The 17852-nt window shown below is 62.6% G+C and carries 18 protein-coding genes; 11 read left to right on the forward strand and 7 right to left on the reverse strand.

What is annotated here, in order from left to right; all coding sequences use genetic code 11:
* Positions 1–35: 35 nt before the first annotated feature.
* The 3 genes from ACL9RI_RS19885 (at position 36) to ACL9RI_RS19895 (ending at position 1941) form a co-directional block, all read left to right on the forward strand.
* On the forward strand, positions 36–596 hold the full coding sequence (locus ACL9RI_RS19885; RefSeq protein ID WP_422728224.1) for a DUF3455 domain-containing protein: 561 nt from the start codon (positions 36–38) through the stop codon (positions 594–596).
* Positions 597–679: 83 nt separating this feature from the next.
* Complete coding sequence (locus tag ACL9RI_RS19890) at positions 680–1237, forward strand: sigma-70 family RNA polymerase sigma factor (RefSeq protein ID WP_422728225.1); 558 nt, start codon at positions 680–682, stop codon at positions 1235–1237.
* Positions 1234–1941 (forward strand): anti-sigma factor, encoded by a 708-nt coding sequence (locus ACL9RI_RS19895; protein ID WP_422728226.1) that lies wholly within the window; start codon positions 1234–1236, stop codon positions 1939–1941. Before ACL9RI_RS19890 ends, ACL9RI_RS19895 begins: the two co-directional genes overlap by 4 nt.
* A 4-nt stretch (positions 1942–1945) precedes the next feature.
* Here ACL9RI_RS19895 and proC read toward each other — a convergent pair whose 3' ends face one another.
* The gene (gene proC / locus ACL9RI_RS19900; RefSeq protein WP_422728227.1) at positions 1946–2776 is read right to left on the reverse strand and encodes a pyrroline-5-carboxylate reductase; all 831 of its coding nucleotides are present in this window, start codon (positions 2774–2776) and stop codon (positions 1946–1948) included.
* Positions 2777–2791: 15 nt separating this feature from the next.
* A complete protein-coding gene (locus ACL9RI_RS19905; RefSeq protein WP_422728228.1) occupies positions 2792–3493 on the reverse strand; it encodes a YggS family pyridoxal phosphate-dependent enzyme in 702 nt (233 codons plus the stop codon).
* A gap of 78 nt (positions 3494–3571) precedes the next feature.
* Here ACL9RI_RS19905 and ACL9RI_RS19910 point away from each other — a divergent pair, with 78 nt between their 5' ends.
* The 5 genes from ACL9RI_RS19910 to ACL9RI_RS19930 all read left to right on the forward strand — a co-directional run bounded on the left by ACL9RI_RS19910 (position 3572) and on the right by ACL9RI_RS19930 (position 9637).
* Positions 3572–4615, forward strand: coding sequence for a type IV pilus twitching motility protein PilT (locus ACL9RI_RS19910; protein ID WP_183680101.1), 1044 nt, complete (start codon positions 3572–3574; stop codon positions 4613–4615).
* A gap of 5 nt (positions 4616–4620) precedes the next feature.
* On the forward strand, positions 4621–5751 hold the full coding sequence (locus tag ACL9RI_RS19915) for a PilT/PilU family type 4a pilus ATPase (protein ID WP_422728229.1): 1131 nt from the start codon (positions 4621–4623) through the stop codon (positions 5749–5751).
* A gap of 1 nt (position 5752) precedes the next feature.
* The gene (locus ACL9RI_RS19920) at positions 5753–6238 is read left to right on the forward strand and encodes a glutathione peroxidase (protein WP_422728230.1); all 486 of its coding nucleotides are present in this window, start codon (positions 5753–5755) and stop codon (positions 6236–6238) included.
* A 187-nt stretch (positions 6239–6425) separates the two neighbouring features.
* Positions 6426–8525, forward strand: a complete 2100-nt coding sequence (locus tag ACL9RI_RS19925) for a putative bifunctional diguanylate cyclase/phosphodiesterase (protein ID WP_422728231.1) — start codon at positions 6426–6428, stop codon at positions 8523–8525.
* 119 nt (positions 8526–8644) lie between these two features.
* Complete coding sequence (locus ACL9RI_RS19930) at positions 8645–9637, forward strand: MBL fold metallo-hydrolase (RefSeq protein WP_422728232.1); 993 nt, start codon at positions 8645–8647, stop codon at positions 9635–9637.
* Positions 9638–9639: 2 nt separating this feature from the next.
* Here ACL9RI_RS19930 and glcF read toward each other — a convergent pair whose 3' ends face one another.
* Genes glcF through ACL9RI_RS19945 form a run of 3 tightly spaced genes read right to left on the reverse strand, consistent with a single transcriptional unit; the run spans position 9640 to position 13460 of the window.
* On the reverse strand, positions 9640–10875 hold the full coding sequence (glcF, locus tag ACL9RI_RS19935; RefSeq protein WP_422728233.1) for a glycolate oxidase subunit GlcF: 1236 nt from the start codon (positions 10873–10875) through the stop codon (positions 9640–9642).
* 6 nt (positions 10876–10881) lie between these two features.
* The gene (glcE, locus tag ACL9RI_RS19940) at positions 10882–11952 is read right to left on the reverse strand and encodes a glycolate oxidase subunit GlcE (protein ID WP_422728234.1); all 1071 of its coding nucleotides are present in this window, start codon (positions 11950–11952) and stop codon (positions 10882–10884) included.
* Between the two features lie 17 nt (positions 11953–11969).
* Positions 11970–13460: an FAD-linked oxidase C-terminal domain-containing protein gene (locus tag ACL9RI_RS19945; RefSeq protein WP_422728235.1), complete on the reverse strand. Its 1491-nt coding sequence runs from the start codon at positions 13458–13460 to the stop codon at positions 11970–11972.
* 119 nt (positions 13461–13579) lie between these two features.
* Here ACL9RI_RS19945 and ACL9RI_RS19950 point away from each other — a divergent pair, with 119 nt between their 5' ends.
* From ACL9RI_RS19950 to ACL9RI_RS19960, 3 genes are all read left to right on the forward strand, one after another.
* On the forward strand, positions 13580–14134 hold the full coding sequence (locus ACL9RI_RS19950) for a cob(I)yrinic acid a,c-diamide adenosyltransferase (protein ID WP_422728236.1): 555 nt from the start codon (positions 13580–13582) through the stop codon (positions 14132–14134).
* Positions 14135–14305: 171 nt separating this feature from the next.
* Positions 14306–14677 carry a hypothetical protein gene (locus ACL9RI_RS19955; RefSeq protein ID WP_422728237.1) on the forward strand — a complete coding sequence of 124 codons (372 nt, stop codon included), beginning with the start codon at positions 14306–14308 and terminating at the stop codon, positions 14675–14677.
* A 14-nt stretch (positions 14678–14691) separates the two neighbouring features.
* Positions 14692–14967: a hypothetical protein gene (locus ACL9RI_RS19960; RefSeq protein ID WP_422728238.1), complete on the forward strand. Its 276-nt coding sequence runs from the start codon at positions 14692–14694 to the stop codon at positions 14965–14967.
* Between the two features lie 42 nt (positions 14968–15009).
* Here ACL9RI_RS19960 and ACL9RI_RS19965 read toward each other — a convergent pair whose 3' ends face one another.
* Positions 15010–15399: a glutaredoxin family protein gene (locus ACL9RI_RS19965; protein WP_422728239.1), complete on the reverse strand. Its 390-nt coding sequence runs from the start codon at positions 15397–15399 to the stop codon at positions 15010–15012.
* Between the two features lie 267 nt (positions 15400–15666).
* Complete coding sequence (locus tag ACL9RI_RS19970; protein ID WP_422728240.1) at positions 15667–17778, reverse strand: FUSC family protein; 2112 nt, start codon at positions 17776–17778, stop codon at positions 15667–15669.
* Between the last annotated feature and the right edge of the window lie 74 nt (positions 17779–17852).

A 17852-nucleotide genomic window follows, 5' to 3' on the forward strand; every position in this document is an offset into this window, starting at 1 on the left:
CAGGCTGACATCGTTACCACCGCCAGGAGACCGTCATGACACCACGCGCCACCGCATTGCACATCCTTCCATCCGCCTTGATCCTGCTGTGCAGCGCCGCCCTGCTAGCGGCCTGCGCCCCGATGGGTGCGCGCTATTCGCAAGCTCAGTTGCCTGCCAGCGTGCAAGTACCCGACGGCCATCAGGTGGCCTTGCAAACCGTCGGCGTAGGCAAGATCGCCTATGAATGCAAAGCAAAAAAAGAGGCCAATGGCCACGAATGGGCCTTCGTGGGACCGGACGCGGCCCTGAACAACCGCAACGGCCAACAGGTCGGCACCTATGTCGGCCCGCCTGCCACCTGGGCCAGCCTCGATGGCTCGAAAGTGACGGCAACGCAAGTGGCGGTAGCACCGGCCGGCGCCGGCAATATCCCGTATCAATTGGTGAAAGCCAATCCGGCCATCGGCAACGGCGCCATGGTGGGCGTCACCTACATCCAGCGCGTGGCCACCAGCGGCGGCGTGGCGCCGGGCAGCAGTTGCAGTGCTGAAACAGTCGGCGCCAAGCAGTGGGTGCCCTACCAGGCCGACTACATTTTCTGGAAAGCAGCTTAAAGAGTGGGAACTGAACGGTTGGCAATAACCTATAATCATTTTCAATTTGCCAACCGTACTATTGCTGATCGATTGCGCCCACCTTGCCAACACCCGCCGCCACATTCGATTACGACGCCGCCCTGCGCGCCTGTGCCCGGGGCGAGCAGCTGGCATTGCATCAGCTATACCAGCAGGAAAGCCGCTATCTGCTGGGCGTGGCCCTGCGCATCGTGCGCCAGCGGGCGCTGGCGGAAGACGTGCTGCATGACGCCTTCCTGAACATCTGGCGCCGCGCCGGCAGTTTCGACGCCACGCGCGGCAGCGGCAAGGGCTGGGTCTATGTGGTGGTGCGGCACCAGGCGCTGAACCTGATGCGCGCCCGCGCGCATGAAGTATCGGCCGACGAGGATACCGTGGAAACCCTGCTGCACCAACGCCTGCACGACAGCCCCGACGAAACCTATGCCGTGCAAGCCGGGATGGGCAGGCTGCACGATTGCCTGGGCCACCTGGAAGAATCGAAGCGCCATGCGATCCTGTACGCCTATGTCGACGGCTGTACCCACAGTGAAATTGCGCAACGCCTGCAAGCGCCGCTGGGCACCGTCAAGGCCTGGGTCAAGCGGGGCCTGGCCGCCTTGCGGGAGTGCATGGGATGACTGACCATGATGATCTGCAGCAACTGGCTGGCGAATATGTGCTGGGCACCCTGCCACTCGATGAACGGGCCGCAGTGGCACAACGTTTGGCAAACGAACCCGCCTTGCGCGAGGCCATCGACGCCTGGGAGCAGCGCCTGCTGCCCTTGACGGCGTTGGCGCCGCCACAGGAACCATCCAGCCAGTTGTGGCCGCGCATCAGCGCCAGCCTGTTTGCGCCGCAAACAGTGCGGCAAGCGGGCGGCTGGCAGGCGTGGTGGAATAATCTGGCTTTCTGGCGCATCCTGGCTGGCGGCGGCCTGACGGCGGCACTCGTGCTGGCCGTGACCATGACCTTGCAAACACAAGAGACGACCGGTCCCGGCTATCTGGTGGTGCTGGTGGCGCCGCACGACAAGGCGCCCGGCTGGATCGTGCAGGCGGGCAACCGAGGCAGCCGCGACCTGAGCCTGATCCCGCTGGGCTCCACTTCCGTGCCACGGCAAAAAGCCTTGCAGTTCTGGACCAAGGGCAAGGATTGGGGCGCCCCCGTGTCTTTGGGTCTGGTACAACCTGGCCAGACCGTCAAGATGAAGCTGGATCAACTGCCGCCTCTGCAGCCGGAGCAATTGTTTGAAATCACGCTGGAACCGGCCACGGGTTCGCCCACAGGCCGGCCGACGGGGCCGGTGCTGTACATCGGCCGCGCCGTCAAAGTGATGTAGTTACTTATTTTCCCAGCTCGTCGCCCATCTCACGCCCACGCTGAGCCGCCGCCTTGACCGCCTTGACGATGGCCGCCTTCACGCCACTGTCTTCCATGCTGGTCAGTGCAGCATAGGTGGTGCCGCCTTTCGAGGTGACGCGCTCGCGCAGCAGGGACACCGCTTCCGTCGACTGCGCCGCCAGTTGTGCCGCGCCCGTAAACGTGGCGATCGCCAGCTGCGTGCCCTGCTGCGCCGTCAAGCCCAGCTCGCTGGCCGCTTGCTGCAGCGCTTCGATAAAGTAAAACACATAGGCCGGGCCGCTGCCGGAGACGGCCGTCACGGGGTCGATCTGCGCTTCATCGTCGAGCCAGACGGTGCTCCCCACCGCCTGCAAGATGGCGTCAGCCTGGGCTTTTTGCGTAGCGGTCACGCCGCTGCTGGCCACCAGGCCCGTGATGCCCATGCCGATCAGGGCGGGCGTATTGGGCATGCAGCGCACGATGGCGGGGTAATCGCCGAGCCAGCGCGACAGATCCGTGGCGCGGATGCCGGCCGCGATCGACAGCAGCAGCGGCTGTTTTTCCACATCAATGAATGGCAGCAATTGCGCCGTGACTTCTTTCATGCTTTGCGGTTTCACGGCCAGCACGATCACGTCCACCGCGCGCAAGGCTGTGCCGGCGCTGCTGGCCGTGCTGACGCCAAATTGCGCCTGCAGTTTTTCCAGCGCCGGTGCATGCGGATCGACCACGTGGATATTGCTGCCGTCCGTCAACTTGCCGGCCAGGCCCGCGATCAGGGCTGCCGCCATATTGCCGCCGCCGATAAAGGCGATTTTCAATGCTGTCGTCATGAGCGTTCTTTCCAATCAAGAATAGTTTCGTGAACCAAAGATCGCGCTACCCACGCGCACGATGGTGGCGCCTTCCAGCACGGCGGCGGACAAATCGGCCGACATGCCCATCGACAAGGTATCGAGCGCCAGACCCTCTGCGCGCAATTGTTCGTACAGCACGCGCAGTTGGGCAAACGCAGCGCGCTGGCGGCTTATCTCCGTTTCCGGCTCCGGGATCGCCATCAGGCCGCGCAGCCGCAGTTTCGGCAGTTGCGCCACCGCACGCGCCAGCGCCGGCAGTTCTGCCGGCGTGACGCCGCTCTTGTTGGCTTCGCCGCTGATATTGACTTGCAAACAGATATTCAAGTCCGGCAAGCCGTCGGGGCGCTGTTCGGACAGGCGCACGGCAATCTTTTCGCGCTCGACCGTGTGCACCCAGTCAAAATGTTCGGCGATGGGACGGGTTTTATTGCTCTGGATGGGGCCGATAAAATGCCAGCTGAGGCCGCCCTGCGGCAATGCGGCCTGTACGGCGGCAATCTTGTCCAGCGCTTCCTGCAGATAGTTTTCGCCAAACGCCGTCTGGCCCGCCTGCACCGCTTGCAGCACGGCATCGGCAGCAAAGGTTTTCGAGACGGCCAGCAGCGTGACATCTTGCGCTGGGCGCTGCGCCTCTTTGACCGCCTGCGCGATACTGCCGCGTACGGCTTGCAAGTTCTGTTCGATTGTGGACATAATCATTTTCTAGTGGATTCGGGCTGCGGCAAACTTCATCCGCCGATTCAGCCCATATTGCAGGCACAGGGATTATAAATGGACATTTCCGAACTACTCGCATTCTCCGTCAAGAACAAGGCATCCGATTTGCACCTGTCGGCCGGCTTGCCGCCGATGATACGGGTCAATGGCGATGTGCGCCGCCTGAACGTGGCGCCGCTGGAGCACAAGGAAGTGCACGGCATGATCTATGACATCATGAACGACAGCCAGCGCAAGGCCTATGAAGAAGCGCTCGAGTGCGATTTTTCATTCGAGATTCCCGGCCTGGCCCGCTTCCGCGTGAATGCCTACAACCAGGAACGGGGCGCCTCGGCCGTGCTGCGCACGATCCCGTCGAAAGTGCTGACGCTGGAAGAACTCAATAGTCCGCGCATCTTCGGCGAACTGGCGATGCGCCCGCGCGGCCTGGTGCTGGTGACGGGGCCGACCGGTTCGGGCAAGTCGACCACCCTGGCGGCGATGGTGAACCACGTCAATGAACGGCTCAACCATCACATCCTGACCATCGAAGACCCGATCGAGTTCGTGCATGAACCGAAGAAATGCCTGATCAACCAGCGCGAAGTGGGCTCGCACACGCATTCGTTCAGCAATGCCCTGCGCTCGGCCCTGCGCGAAGACCCGGACGTGATACTGGTCGGTGAATTGCGCGACCTGGAAACCATCCGCCTGGCGCTGACGGCGGCGGAAACGGGCCACCTGGTGTTCGGTACCCTGCACACCTCGTCGGCCGCAAAATCGATCGACCGCATCATCGACGTGTTCCCGGCCGAAGAAAAGGAAATGGTGAGGGCCATGCTGTCCGAGTCCTTGCAAGCCGTGATTTCGCAAAACTTGCTGAAAACCAAGGACGGCACGGGCCGCGTGGCGGCCCATGAAATCATGCTGGCCACGCCAGCCGTGCGCAACCTGATCCGTGAAGCCAAAGTGGCGCAAATGTATTCGGCCATCCAGACCGGCAGCAGCGTGGGCATGCAAACCCTGGACCAGTGCCTGTCGGACCTGGTGCGGCGCGGCACGATTTCGGCGGAAACGGCGCGCACGGCCGCCAAGTCGCCTGAAAACTTTCCAGGGTAAGCCGCATGGACAATAGTTTGCAAACGATGCATACCTTGCTGGCGCAGATGCGCGAGCGCGGCGGCTCGGACCTGTTCATCACGGCAGGCTTTCCACCGGCCATCAAACTCGATGGCAAGCTGACGCCGCTGGCATCGGAACCGTTCAGCGCGGCGCAAGCCAGCGCCTGCGTGCGCGCCGTCATGAACGAGCGGCAAGCGACCGACTTCGCCGCCAGCCGCGAAGCCAATTTCGCCATCAGCCCGGATGGCCTGGGACGCTTCCGCGTGTCGGCCTTCGTGCAGATGGGCCTGGCGGGGATGGTCTTGCGCACGATCAATACCGCCATCCCCAGGCTGGACGCGCTGGGCCTGCCCGCCATCCTGCAGGACGTGGTGATGAGCAAGCGGGGCCTGGTCATCATGGTAGGCGCCACCGGTTGCGGCAAGTCCACCACCCTGGCCGCCATGGTCGGCCACCGCAACGAACACAGCCACGGCCACATCATCACCATCGAAGACCCGGTGGAATTCATCCACCCGCATGGCAATTGCATCGTCACCCAGCGCGAAGTGGGCGTCGATACGGAAGACTGGGCCACGGCCCTGAAAAACACCCTGCGCCAGGCGCCGGACGTGATCCAGATCGGCGAGATCCGCGACCGCGAAACGATGGACCACGCGATCGCGTTTGCCGAGACAGGCCATCTGTGCCTGGCGACCTTGCACGCCAACAACGCCAACCAGGCGCTGGACCGCATCATCAATTTCTTCCCGGAAGAGCGGCGCCAGCAACTGCTGATGGATCTGTCGCTCAATCTGAAGGGCGTGATTTCGCAGCGTTTGATTCCAGCGCGCGATGGCAGCGGTCGCAAGGTAGCGATGGAAATCCTGCTCAATTCACCGCTGATGAGCGAGCTGATCTTCAAGGGCCAGGTGCATGACATCAAGGAGCTGATGAAGAAATCGCGCGAACTGGGCATGCAGACGTTTGACCAGGCCCTGTTCGAACTGCACGAGGCCGGACTCATCAGCTATGAAGACGCCTTGCGCAACGCCGACTCCGTCAACGACCTGCGGCTGGCAATCAAGCTCGACGGCAAACCGTCTGCGCTCCACGGCACGGCGCAAGAGCAGGCGTCGTGGGGATTGCTCTGAGATGGCGGATATCCACGATTTCCAGGCCGATAGCCTCGATGGCAAACCCGTTGATCTGGCACAATACCGGGGCAAGGTAGTGCTGATCGTCAATACGGCCAGCGCCTGCGGCTATACGCCCCAGTATCAGGGACTGGAAACGCTATACCGGCGTTACCGCGAACAGGGCCTGGTGGTGCTGGGTTTTCCCTGCAATCAATTCGGCGCCCAGGAACCGGGGACCAACACCGAGATCGGCGCCTTTTGCGAAAAGAACTTTGGCGTCACCTTTCCCCTGTTTGCCAGGATCGACGTGAATGGCAGCAACACCCACCCCTTGTTCCAGCAATTGAAACAGGCGGCGCCCGGCATATTGGGCACCAAAGCCATCAAATGGAATTTCACCAAATTCCTGGTGCGCAGGGACGGCACCGTGTTTGCCCGCTATGCCAGCGCCAGCAAACCGCAAAAACTGGTAACGGATATCGAAAAATTGCTAGCAGAATAAGGTCAGATTAGATTAATTTTAAACAACTATGATGTAAAATCAATAAATTTGATTTTATTTAAGTATTGCCGTTAATATTGTGTTCCAAATGGCAATTTTTCGGTGATAATGTTTGCACAATTCTTCGCAGATATCGATCAAAATAACGATGCCAGTCTTTGGGAAAATACTATCTTCATGGATGCGGATGGGGTCTTATTCCCGCCTCTTCATTCCCATTTCACTGTTGATACTCGGCGTATCGGCTGTTCGCTATCAAGCCTTGCTGAATCAGGAAACCACGCTGGCCAGCTCGCGCTATCAGAACGAGGCGCGCCAGCTTGACCTGTACCTGGCCAATACCGTGCTGCCGCTGGCCGTGCAGACGGATATGGCCAGCGTGCCGCGCGTGCTGCGCAGCGCCCTGCCGCTGAACCGCAACCTGTCCTCGATACGCTGGGACAACGCCAGCGAACATATCGAAGTGCTGGCCGAGACCTCGCCGGAGGCACAGCTGGCCGCTGCCGTCCCTGCATGGTTCGTGCACCTGGCTGGCATCACGGCCATCAACAGCCGCCTGACGGTGGCGCTGCCCGGTGGCCGGGACGGCATCCTCGACGTGCGTTACACGCCCAACCTGCCCTTGCAGCAAGTGTGGGGACGCGTGCGCCACCAGGCCATGCTCAGCGCCATCAACATCGTCCTGATCTTCGTCCTGCTGGGATTGATACTGGCTTCGCACCGCAAGCTGCTGGCGCGGCTGACCGTGGCCACCGAACGCTTCCGCAGCGGTGACTTCACGATCCGCATGGCGGACGGCGCCACGCCGGAAGAGCAGGCCGTGTCGCGCTCGTTCAACAGCATGGCGGGCGACATCGGCAACATGCTGTCGTCGCTGCAAGCTAGCCAGAAACGGCTGGGCGAGCAGCTCAGCGAGACGGTGCACATGCAGAAGGCGCTGCAAAAGATGTCGTGGCAAAACTACAATGACGTGCTGACCGGCTTGCCGAACCGCGCGGCGCTGGCGGCCCGCTTCGAGCAGGAACTGTTTCTTTCGCGCGAGCGGCAGCGGCTGCTGGCCGTATGCCTGTTCGACCTCGACCATTTCCAGAGCATCAACGACCGCCACGGCGCCGAAGCGGGCGATGAAATCCTCAAGCAGGTGGCCGCGCGCCTGCATGACTTCACGGGGCAGGTGCACTATGCGGCGCGCCTGGGCGGCGATGAATTCGTCATGCTGCTGTGCGGCCAGGCCAGCATCGCCACCATCGAACAGAATGTCGCCCTGCTGATGCAGGAACTGGGCCGTCCCTACCAGTGCGACCAGCAAGCCTTGCACATGACGGCCAGCGCCGGCATCGCCGTCTACGCGGGCAAGGAACTCAATGCGGAAAGCCTGCTGCGCCAGGCCGACCACGCCGCCTACCAGGCCAAGCTGACGGGGCGCAACCAGTACCACTTCTTCGACACCAACCTGGACGAGGAAGTACGCACCCACCACAACCAGCGCACGGAAGTGCGCCAGGCCCTGATCAATGGCGAACTGCGCCTGTACTACCAGCCGAAAGTGAATATGCGCGCCGGCACGGTGGTGGGCATGGAAGCGCTGCTGCGCTGGCAGCATCCGCGCCGCGGCGTGCTGGCGCCGGCCCAGTTCCTGCCGCTGGTGGAGCAGACGGATTTGATCATCGATATCGGCGAATGGGTGCTGCGCCAGGCCCTGTGGCAAATGCAGCGCTGGATCGCGGCCGGCCAGCAGTGGGTGGTCAGCGTCAATATCGCGGCGCGCCATTTCCAGCAACCCGATTTCGTGCCGCGCCTGAAAGCCATCCTCGGCGAATTTCCCGGCGTGCGCCCCAGCATGCTGGAACTGGAAATCCTCGAATCGTCGGCCCTGCACGATATCGAACACGTGCGCCGCATCATCCGCGCCTGCCAGGCGCTGGGCATCACCTTCGCGCTGGACGACTTCGGCACCGGCTATTCCTCGATGTCCTACCTGAAGCGCCTGCCGGCCAACATCGTCAAGATCGACCAGAGCTTCGTGCGCAATATGCTCAACGACCACGACGACCTGCACCTGGTGCGCGCCGTGATCGGCCTGGCCCGCTCGTTTTCGCTGACGGTGATCGCCGAAGGAGTGGAAAGCATCGAACACGGCGCGCGCCTGATCCAGCTGGGCTGCGACCTGGCGCAAGGCTACGGCATCGCCCGCCCGATGCCGGCCGACGCGGTGCTCGACTGGGCGGCCAATTTCGTGCCGGCGCCGCAGTGGCGCATCGCGCAGTTCAGCGAAAGTCCCGTGTAAGGTCCTGCAGCTATCGATGCCACTTATGCCTGGCATGCAAACTATCGATTTCAACAGCACACGCCGTTTGGATAGGATGGCGCTGACACGACCTCCTTTCAACCGCCGATCAACGCTTTATGACTACGATGCCATTTACCCGCACGCTGCACGCCAGCATCCTCGCCGCCATGCTGGCACTGGGCGCCAGCACCGCCCCGACTGTGACATACGCCGCCGCCCCGCAGGTCAAGACCCAGGCTCCGGGCTTTTACCGCGCCATGCTGGGCGACTTCGAAATCACCGCGCTGAACGACGGCACCATCGATGCACCGATGGACAAGCTGCTCAACGCGCCGGCAGCAAAAACGACGGCTACGCTGAAGCGTGCTTTCCTCGGCGTGCCCACAGAAACCTCGACCAACGCTTATCTCGTCAACACGGGCACGCGGCTGATCCTGATCGACACGGGCGCCGGCGCCTTCTTCGGGCCGACCCTGGGCAAGCTGGCGGCCAACCTGAAGGCTGCCGGCTACCTGCCGGAGCAAGTCGACGACATCTTCATCACGCATATGCATCCTGACCACGTGGGCGGCCTGGTCGCCAGCGGCGCCATCGTGTTCAGCAATGCCACCATCCACGCCGACCAGCGCGATGCCGACTACTGGCTGTCGCAAGCCACCCTGGATCACGCTGCCACCGATGCCCGCAGCTTCGTGCCGGAATTCGTGAAGGACGCGATGACGGTGCTCAAGCCCTATATCGCCAGCGGCAAGTTCCAGCCCTTCCAGGGCAGCGGCGCCCTGCTTCCCGGCGTGACGGCGATTGCCAGCCACGGCCATACGCTGGGCCACACCAGCTATCTGATCGAGAGCAAAGGGCAAAAATTGATTATCGCCGGTGACCTGATCCATGCGGGTGCGGTGCAGTTCGCCTCTCCTTCCGTCACGATCGACTTCGATACCGACAAGCAGGCGGCGGCAACCTCCCGCGCAGCAGTATTTGGCGAGGCCGCCAGCGAAGGCGCGCTGGTCGCCGCCGCCCACCTGTCCTTCCCCGGCCTGGGCCATCTGCGCGCCCAGGGCAAGGCGTGGGTATGGGTACCGCTGAACTACTCCACCGAGCTGAAATAATCTCAGGCGGACACCAAAGCGGAATCAATGATTTCGATCCAGTGCCGCACGGGCGTGTCCGTACCCGATTGCAGGTGGTTCAAACAGCCGATATTGGCGGACACGATCACGTCCGGCGCGCATTGCGCCAGGTTGGCCAGCTTGTTGTCGCGCAGTTGCTGCGACAAGGCTGGCTGCAGCATCGAATAGGTGCCGGCCGAACCGCAGCACAGATGGCTGTCGGCGCACAGCACCACATCGACGCCGACGGTCCGCAACACCTGTTCCACCTTGCCGCGGATTTGCTGGCCATGCTGCAGGGTGCAGGGCGGGTGATAGACCACCCGCTGCCTGATACGTCCCTGCACCAGTGCCGCCAGTTCCACCTCAAAGACCGGCATGATTTCGGATAGATCGCGCGTCAGCGCCGCAATGCGCCGCGCCTTGTCTGCATAAACCGGATCATGCGCCAGCAAGTGGCCGTATTCCTTCACCGTGACGCCGCAGCCGGACGCCGTCATGACGATGGCTTCCACCGGCGCGGCAGTGTCCACATACGGCCACCAGGCGTCGATATTGCGGCGCATGTCGTCCAGCGCCGCTTCCTGCTCGTTCAGATGGTGGCGCAGCGCGCCGCAGCAGCCGGCCTTGGGCGCGGTGATCAATTGCACGCCCAGCGCATCGAGCACCCTCGCCGTGGCCGCGTTGATATTGGGCGACATGGCAGGCTGCACGCAGCCATCGAGCAGCAGCATGCTGCGCGCATGGCGGCGCGTGGGCCATTGTCCTGGCGCCGCACCGGGCCGCAATTTGTCCTGCAGCCCCTTCGACAGCACCGGCCGCAGGACCTGCCCCAGCTTGTAGGCCGGCGTAAACAGCCAGCGGCGCGGCAAGGTCTGAGCCAGCGCATAACGCAGCGCCCGTTCGCGCAGGGGCCGCTGCACCCGCTGCTCGACCACATTGCGGCCGATGTCCACCAGGCGGCCATACTGCACGCCCGAGGGACAGGTCGATTCGCAGTTGCGGCAGGTCAGGCAGCGGTCCAGGTGCATCTGCGTCTTGCCGGTGACTTCTGCGCCTTCCAGCACCTGCTTGATCAGGTAGATGCGCCCGCGCGGGCCATCGAGTTCGTCGCCCAGCAACTGGTAGGTGGGGCAAGTGGCCGTGCAAAACCCGCAATGCACGCAGGCGCGCAGGATCGTTTCGGCCTCCATGCCTTCACGCGTGTGCTTGATGAAATCGGCGAGATTGGTTTGCATGCGCCCTCAGTACATTCTGTGTCGGTTGAAGATGGATGCGGGGTCGAACGACAGCCGCAGGCGCTGGTGTATCTGCGCCACGGCTGGCGCCAGGGGGTGGAACACGCCCACTGACTTGTCGCCGCCACGGAACAGGGTGGCATGGCCGCCGCTGGCGGCCACCGTCTGGCGGATGCGTTGCGCGCCGGCCGCATCGGTCTCGCCATCGAGTTTCAGCCAGCGCTGCGCCCCGCCCCACTCGATCAATTGCCGCCCTTTCAGGATAACGGCGCTGGCGTGCGGCGGCAGCGAAAGACGCCACAAGCTGCCGTCGCCAGAAAAGAAAGCATGGCGCTGTTCACGCACGGCGGTCCAGAACAGCGCCGCCTGGGCCGGTTCCACCACCTCGCCGCCCAGGCTGCGCAAGGCTGCCGCCACCGCCGCCTCGGCGCCCGACAGGCGCAAGGTGAGGATGCCGTCATGCCAGCAGCTGGCGGAAATCGGCAAGGGCTTGCCGGCCCATTCATTGAGCAAACGCAAGGCAGCAATTTCAGCACGCTCGAAAGCCACCGTCACCTCGCGCGGCGGCAAGGGCAGCACTTTCAAGGACACTTCCAGGATCAGCCCCAGGGTACCCAGCGAACCGGCCAGCAGGCGCGAGACATCGTAGCCGGCGACGTTTTTCATCACCTGGCCGCCGAAGGCCAGGCGCTCGCCGCGGCCATCCATCAGCACGGCCCCCAGCACGAAGTCGCGCAAGGCGCCGGCCGCAGCGCGGCGCGGACCGGACAAGCCGCTGGCCACCACCCCGCCGATGGTGGCGCCCTGGCCAAAATGGGGCGGCTCGAACGCCAGCATCTGCTGGCGTTCGGCCAGCGCCGCCTCGATCTCGGCCAGCGGCGTGCCGCAGCGGGCAGTGATCACCAGTTCCGTCGGCTCATAATCGATGATGCCGGCATACGCGCGCGTGTCGAGGACGTCGCCTTCCAACTGCTGGCCATGCCAGTCCTTGCTGCCGCCGCCGCGCAGGCGCAACGGTGTACCGGCCGCGCTGGCAGCCACGATGGCTAATCTGAATTGTTCCTCGATCGCTTGCAAAGAAGTCTCCAACACGGTTAAAAGCGCGGCAGGCCCGCAAACGGCAGGCGCCCCGCCGTGACATGCAGCTTGCCAAATTCGGCGCAGCGGTTCAGGGTCGGTATCGCCTTGTCCGGGTTCAGCAAGCCAGGCGGATCGAAGGCCCGCTTGACGGCAAAAAACGCATCGAGTTCGGCCCGCGTAAATTGCAGGCACATGGAATTGATCTTTTCCATGCCCACGCCATGTTCGCCCGTGATGGTGCCGCCGACGGCCACGCACAGGGCCAGGATATCGGCGCCAAACGCCTCGGCCCGTTCGAATTCATCGGGCTGGTTGGCGTCAAACAGGATCAAGGGGTGCAGGTTGCCGTCGCCCGCGTGAAACACGTTCGCGCAGCGCAAGCCATGCGTCAGCTCCATCTGCGCGATGCCCGTCAGGACTTCGGCTAATCGCTTGCGCGGGATGGTGCCGTCCATGCAGTAGTAGTCGGGCGAGATGCGCCCGGCGGCGGGAAAGGCGTTCTTGCGGCCCGACCAGAAGCGCATGCGCTCCGCTTCCGAGGCCGAGACGGTAATCGCACTGGCGCCCGCCCCTTCCAGCACGGCCGTCATGCGGGCGATTTCCTCTTCCACTTCGGCGTGCGTGCCATCGGCTTCGCACAGCAGGATGGCGGCCGCGTCGATGTCGTAGCCGGCCTTGACGAACGGTTCGACCATGCGCGAGGAAGTGCGGTCCATCATTTCCAGGCCGGCCGGGATGATGCCGGCCGCGATTACGCTGGCCACCGCATTGCCACCCGTGACCACGTCGCCAAAGGAGGCCATGATAACGCGCGCCGTGGCCGGCTTCGGGATCAGCCTGACCGTCACCTCCGTGACGATGCCCAGCATGCCTTCGGAACCGATAAAGACGGCCAGCAGGTCGAGGCCCGGTGAATCGAGCGCTTCGCCGCCCAGTTCGATGATGTCACCGTCGATGGTGGCTACGCGCACGCGCAGCACATTGTGCACGGTCAAGCCATATTTCAAGCAATGCACGCCGCCCGAATTTTCCGCCACGTTGCCGCCGATGCTGCAGGCGATTTGCGACGAGGGATCGGGCGCGTAATACAGCGCGTATGGCGCGGCCGCCTCGGAAATGGCCAGGTTGCGCACGCCCGGCTGCACCACGGCGAGGCGCGCATGCGCATCGAGGCGCACGATGCGGTTCAGGCGCGCCGTCGACAGCACCACGCCATCGGCAATCGGCAAGGCGCCGCCGGACAATCCCGTGCCGGCGCCGCGCGGCACGATCGGCACGCCAAGTTCGCGGCACACGCGCAGGATGGCGAGCACGTGTTCTTCCGTGTCGGGCAGGGTCACCACCATCGGCAACTGGCGGTAGGCGGCCAGGCCGTCGCACTCATACGGGCGCGTGTCTTCGCTGTCGGACAACACGCAGCGGGCAGGCAGCACGGCCAGCAAGGCGGCGACCACGGATTGCTGACGCGCAACGTTTACTTGCGGAACTGGGACGGCATTATGCATAAGATGGTGATCAGGCAAAGATGGTCTTGCAACGATTGTAAGCACAAAAGGCGCGGCCATCGCATTTTTTTGCGCAGATGCCGTATGCTGCCCCCATTCTTCACAACACAAGGCACAAGATGGGCAAGCGACTCTCGAAAATCGCCACGCGCACGGGCGACAATGGCAGCACGGGCCTGGGCGACGGCAGCCGCACCAGCAAGGACAGCCTGCGCATCCACGCCATCGGCGACGTGGATGAACTCAATTCCCAGCTGGGATTGCTGCTGTGCGAAGCCATGCCCGACACCCTGCACGGCGAACTGGTGGCCATCCAGCACGACTTGTTCGACCTCGGTGGTGAACTGTGCATCCCCGGCTACCAGCTGATCAAGGAAGAGCATGTGCTGCGCCTGGACGCCCTGCTGGCCCACTACAATGCCGACCTGCCCGCCCTGACAGAGTTCATCCTGCCGGCCGGTACGCGCGCAGCCTCCCTCGCGCACGTCTGCCGCACCGTCTGCCGGCGCGCCGAGCGCAGCATCGTGGCGCTGGCCAATGCGGAAACCCTGCACGCACATCCGCGCCAGTATGTGAACCGTTTATCGGACTTGCTGTTTGTCTTGTCGCGCGTGCTGAACCGTTTTGGCGGCGGTGGCGATGTGTTGTGGCGGCATGAGCGCACACGGGGTTGAAATGAAAACGGCGATGCCTGTCCAACAGCATCGCCGTACTTCATCAGGCAGACAGGCGCCGATTAGCCGCAGTTCTGCAGGCAGATTTTATTGGCACGCACGCATTCCGGCACCTTGAACTCCATGACACAGGCATCGAGCGCCATATAGCACTCGGATTGGCATTCCGTTATGTCGGCGGTACTGCTGGCCATGGCATACGATGCGCTGACACCCATGGCAAACAAGAAGAAACCCAATTTTTTAATCATTATCACCCCTGTTGATAGACAGACGATCACGGACTACGATGGCGCGCCGTCCCATACGCGCCACCCCATTGCTGTTGCTCCTGAGGCCAGCCGATTAGCGGAAGCACTGTTTCATGCATGCCTGGTAAAGCGGCATACACGCTGGCTGGCCAAACTCCACGCAATCGATATAGTTGCGTTCGCAAACAAAAGTGCAATCGGGTCCGCCGGCCTGGGCGCCAAAGGACAGGGCGGCACCAGCGGCAAACAGGAAAGCAGCAAGCTTTTTAGACATGGGCAGCCTTTCAGATAAAGAGCCATGCAAACATGCATGGCGATAATGAAATGGCGGGGGGATTACTACGGCATTTCCGGATAAATGCCATTGCGGCAATTATCGATACAGAAGTTGTAGTTATCGCGACAGGAAGCCGCACCGCGCCCCTCATCGAGGCAAATGGCCCTCAATTTTCCGCAAAGAAAAGCACAAGTGGGTTCGCTGTGAGCGGCCTTATTGAAGGCCAGGCTGGCACTGGCGACGAAAAGAAAAAAAGCGATCTTTTTAAACATGACATCCTTTTTGCAATCATGGCGAAAAAATAATCGCAACATGCCGCCTCTTCACGTTGCGAACGTCGGCTTTCATCAGCCGGCGATCTTCTTCAGTGCAGCCTGCAGCGCATCGGCGTTATAACCCTGGATCTTGCGGTTGCCGATCAGGACCAGCGGCACGCCGCCGCCGCCCAATGCTTCATGGGCTTTTTTGGCTTCCGGGGATTTTTCAATATCGAGATCGACGAATTCAATCTGATGTTCCTTAAAATAGGCGCGGGTCTTGGCGCAATAACCGCACCAGTCGGTGCCATATAAAACCACCTTGCTCTGGGCATTCGGGAAATACGCGGCGTAATTACCTTCCACGTAATTCGATTTGAACAGGCCGGGTAACAAGGACAGGCCATAACCGCTGCCCAGGCCGGCAACGAGTATGAGCAGATACATTGCTGCGGTTTTGATTTTTTTCTGCATCGTCATGCGCTTTCCTATCTGTAAAGGAATGTCTTATCGCGTGAATCAGGCTGCATCACAGCTGAAATACGCTTATGCACGGATCAAATTTGATTGCTATAAAATCAAATATAAAACACGATTATTCGAGCGTCAACATTTCCTTAAAATAATTTTCACTTTGGAAAATATTTATGGAAAGCACGTGAAATGTGGAATTTGGAGAGATTGGAGCGCGATAACTGTCTATACAATATCGCGCCCCTGGAGACGGCGAAGGCGGTTTTTTCTGCGCTATTTACGGGCTGGCGCGTGCAGATGTTCACGCAGCAATCCGCGCAGCAACTGCACCTGCGCCATGGCATCGGCTTGCAGGGCCGTCAAGCTTTCCGTGTTACACGGAGCAGGCGCTGGCGCCTCGGCATCGCCGCGCAGCAGTGCATCGATTTCGCGACTGACTTCGCTGATCCAGCGCTGCAATGCGGGCGGGGCCGGTTCTGCCTGCGGACTCAGGCTGATACGCGCCGTGCTGCCTGCCACCCGGCGCAGCAAGGGCAAGGTGGACATGGCGGCCAGGCCGACGCCCGCGCTGCGGTCCAGGCGGCGCTCGATGCGCAGGCGCTGCACCACCTGCTCTGCATTATTGCTGGCCAGGCCCGCTTCGCGGCGTAAATGGGCGATCGATTTGTCCCATTTGCCACCGGCCGCCATCACGCCCAGCAAATATTGCAGATTCGCCGACACGGCATCGGTCAGGCGCTGGTCCAGGTCGTCCGCCTCGCGGTCTGGCCACAGGAAAAACGTCGCCAGCAAGGCCAGCACACAGCCGAGCACGTTGTTGCCCAGCCGGCTGAGCGCATACACCATCTCATTGGCCGGCGCCGCATAGTCGGCCACCAGCACGAAGGCCGGTGTCATGAACAGCACGTGCAAGCCATAGTTGACGCGGCGCAAGGCCATGGTGGCGACGATCAGCGGGAACACCACCAGCGAAATGGCCAGCGGCGTATGGATCACGATGCCGATCAGCACGGCCAGCAAGGCGCCCAGCACGCTGCCTGCCACGCGTTCGATGCCGCGCGGCCAGGTGGTCGATACGGACGGCTGCAGTATCAGCAAAGTCGCCATGGTAGCCCAGTAGCCAAACGGAATATGCAGCATTTCGACCAGCAAAAAACCGGTCGTGGTCGCCAGCGACACGCGCGCCGCATGGCGCCAGCTCAGGGAACGGGGCGTGGCATTGACTTTCAGGGTTTGCCAGGCTTGCGCCAGCGACAGCAAGGCTTGCTCGCGCCAAGGCAGCTCGGTGGCACGCGCCATGCCCAGGTCCATGAATTCCACGTTCAGGCGCAAGGGCAGCAAGGCGCCCAGCGCCGCTTCCAGCCGCCGTCCGCACGCCGTCAGGCGCCGCTGCAAGGCCAGCGGCGCGACATCGGGCTGGCGCTGTACCGATAATCCCAGGCGCCGCAGCAGCACCGCCATCGCTTCGAGGCTGCGTCGCGCACGCGGATCATGCCGCAAGCGCGGGCGTTCGCGCTCGCAGGAATGCGTGACGGCGATCAGGTAGGCGAAGATGCGTTCGGCGTCGCTGAGCGCCAGCAGCAGGTTGTCATACAAGTCGCCACGGCCCGCGCGCGCAGGCGGCACGGCGGCCAGCGCCACCCGCGCCGCTTCCAGCGCAGCACGCGCCTGCGAACGGTAACTGGCGCCATGCGCGCCAGTGCCGCCCTGCTCACTATCCTGCGCCAGGTAGCGGGCATTGTCGCGCGCGATACCGGCCAAACGCGAATAAGCGGCGGCCACGGCGCGCCGGGCGGGCACGAAGGGGTGGATGCGCCAGACAGTAAAACTGAGCACGGTGGCAAACACGCAGCCAAACAGGTACAGGCCCAGGAACGGTGCGCTTTGCGTCAAGGAATGCAGCGGATGCGTCACCATTACCACGCAGGCGGTGGCCGCCAGGATAGACACCTGCGCCGTGGCCGCGCCCCAGATGCGCGCCAGCGCGCCGGCCCAGGAAAACAGCAGCACGGCGATGGCCGCCATCAGCAGGCCATGGCCGGCCGCCAGCGCGGCCAGTCCGCCCACTACGGTCGACAGCAAGCCGAAGCCCAGCATCGATACGAAACGCATGCGCCGCGTGCCGGCCGCATCGGCCAGGCAAGTCCAGAAGGCGCCGATGGCGGCCCAGGCAAAATCGGGGTGGTCCAGCAGCAAGCCCATCAACAACACGGCGCTGGCGGCGCTGGCGGCGCGCAAGCCTTCGGACAGGTTGGTTTCGTCGATGGCCAGGGTCACCATCCACAGTGGACGGCGCTGTGCCAGTTTGTCGCTCAGCACATGCAGCGCCGTCACGAGTCGGCTGGTCGAGGTACGCGCGCGGCGATGGAGTTTCCTGATTCGCAAGGTCAGCTTCGTTTAGGATCAAAACAGGATCGTATCATTGCCGTGACACAAAATGTTGCAGTGCAGCGTAAACC

The sequence above is a fragment of the Janthinobacterium sp. Mn2066 genome (assembly GCF_049319705.1).
In the GTDB taxonomy this organism is placed as follows: Bacteria; Pseudomonadota; Gammaproteobacteria; order Burkholderiales; family Burkholderiaceae_D; genus Janthinobacterium.

Bases quoted from the DNA above. Each gene is read 5' to 3' on its own strand.
- ACL9RI_RS19885 (WP_422728224.1), top strand. From the start codon at position 36: ATGACACCACGCGCCACCGCATTGCACATCCTTCCATCCGCCTTGATC.
- ACL9RI_RS19895 (WP_422728226.1), top strand. From the start codon at position 1,234: ATGACTGACCATGATGATCTGCAGCAACTGGCTGGCGAATATGTGCTG.
- proC (WP_422728227.1), bottom strand. From the start codon at position 2,776: ATGACGACAGCATTGAAAATCGCCTTTATCGGCGGCGGCAATATGGCG.
- ACL9RI_RS19905 (WP_422728228.1), bottom strand. From the start codon at position 3,493: ATGTCCACAATCGAACAGAACTTGCAAGCCGTACGCGGCAGTATCGCG.
- ACL9RI_RS19910 (WP_183680101.1), top strand. From the start codon at position 3,572: ATGGACATTTCCGAACTACTCGCATTCTCCGTCAAGAACAAGGCATCC.
- ACL9RI_RS19915 (WP_422728229.1), top strand. From the start codon at position 4,621: ATGGACAATAGTTTGCAAACGATGCATACCTTGCTGGCGCAGATGCGC.
- ACL9RI_RS19920 (WP_422728230.1), top strand. From the start codon at position 5,753: ATGGCGGATATCCACGATTTCCAGGCCGATAGCCTCGATGGCAAACCC.
- ACL9RI_RS19925 (WP_422728231.1), top strand. From the start codon at position 6,426: ATGGGGTCTTATTCCCGCCTCTTCATTCCCATTTCACTGTTGATACTC.
- ACL9RI_RS19930 (WP_422728232.1), top strand. From the start codon at position 8,645: ATGACTACGATGCCATTTACCCGCACGCTGCACGCCAGCATCCTCGCC.
- glcF (WP_422728233.1), bottom strand. From the start codon at position 10,875: ATGCAAACCAATCTCGCCGATTTCATCAAGCACACGCGTGAAGGCATG.
- ACL9RI_RS19945 (WP_422728235.1), bottom strand. From the start codon at position 13,460: ATGCATAATGCCGTCCCAGTTCCGCAAGTAAACGTTGCGCGTCAGCAA.
- ACL9RI_RS19950 (WP_422728236.1), top strand. From the start codon at position 13,580: ATGGGCAAGCGACTCTCGAAAATCGCCACGCGCACGGGCGACAATGGC.
- ACL9RI_RS19955 (WP_422728237.1), top strand. From the start codon at position 14,306: ATGTCGGCGGTACTGCTGGCCATGGCATACGATGCGCTGACACCCATG.
- ACL9RI_RS19960 (WP_422728238.1), top strand. From the start codon at position 14,692: ATGCATGGCGATAATGAAATGGCGGGGGGATTACTACGGCATTTCCGG.
- ACL9RI_RS19965 (WP_422728239.1), bottom strand. From the start codon at position 15,399: ATGACGATGCAGAAAAAAATCAAAACCGCAGCAATGTATCTGCTCATA.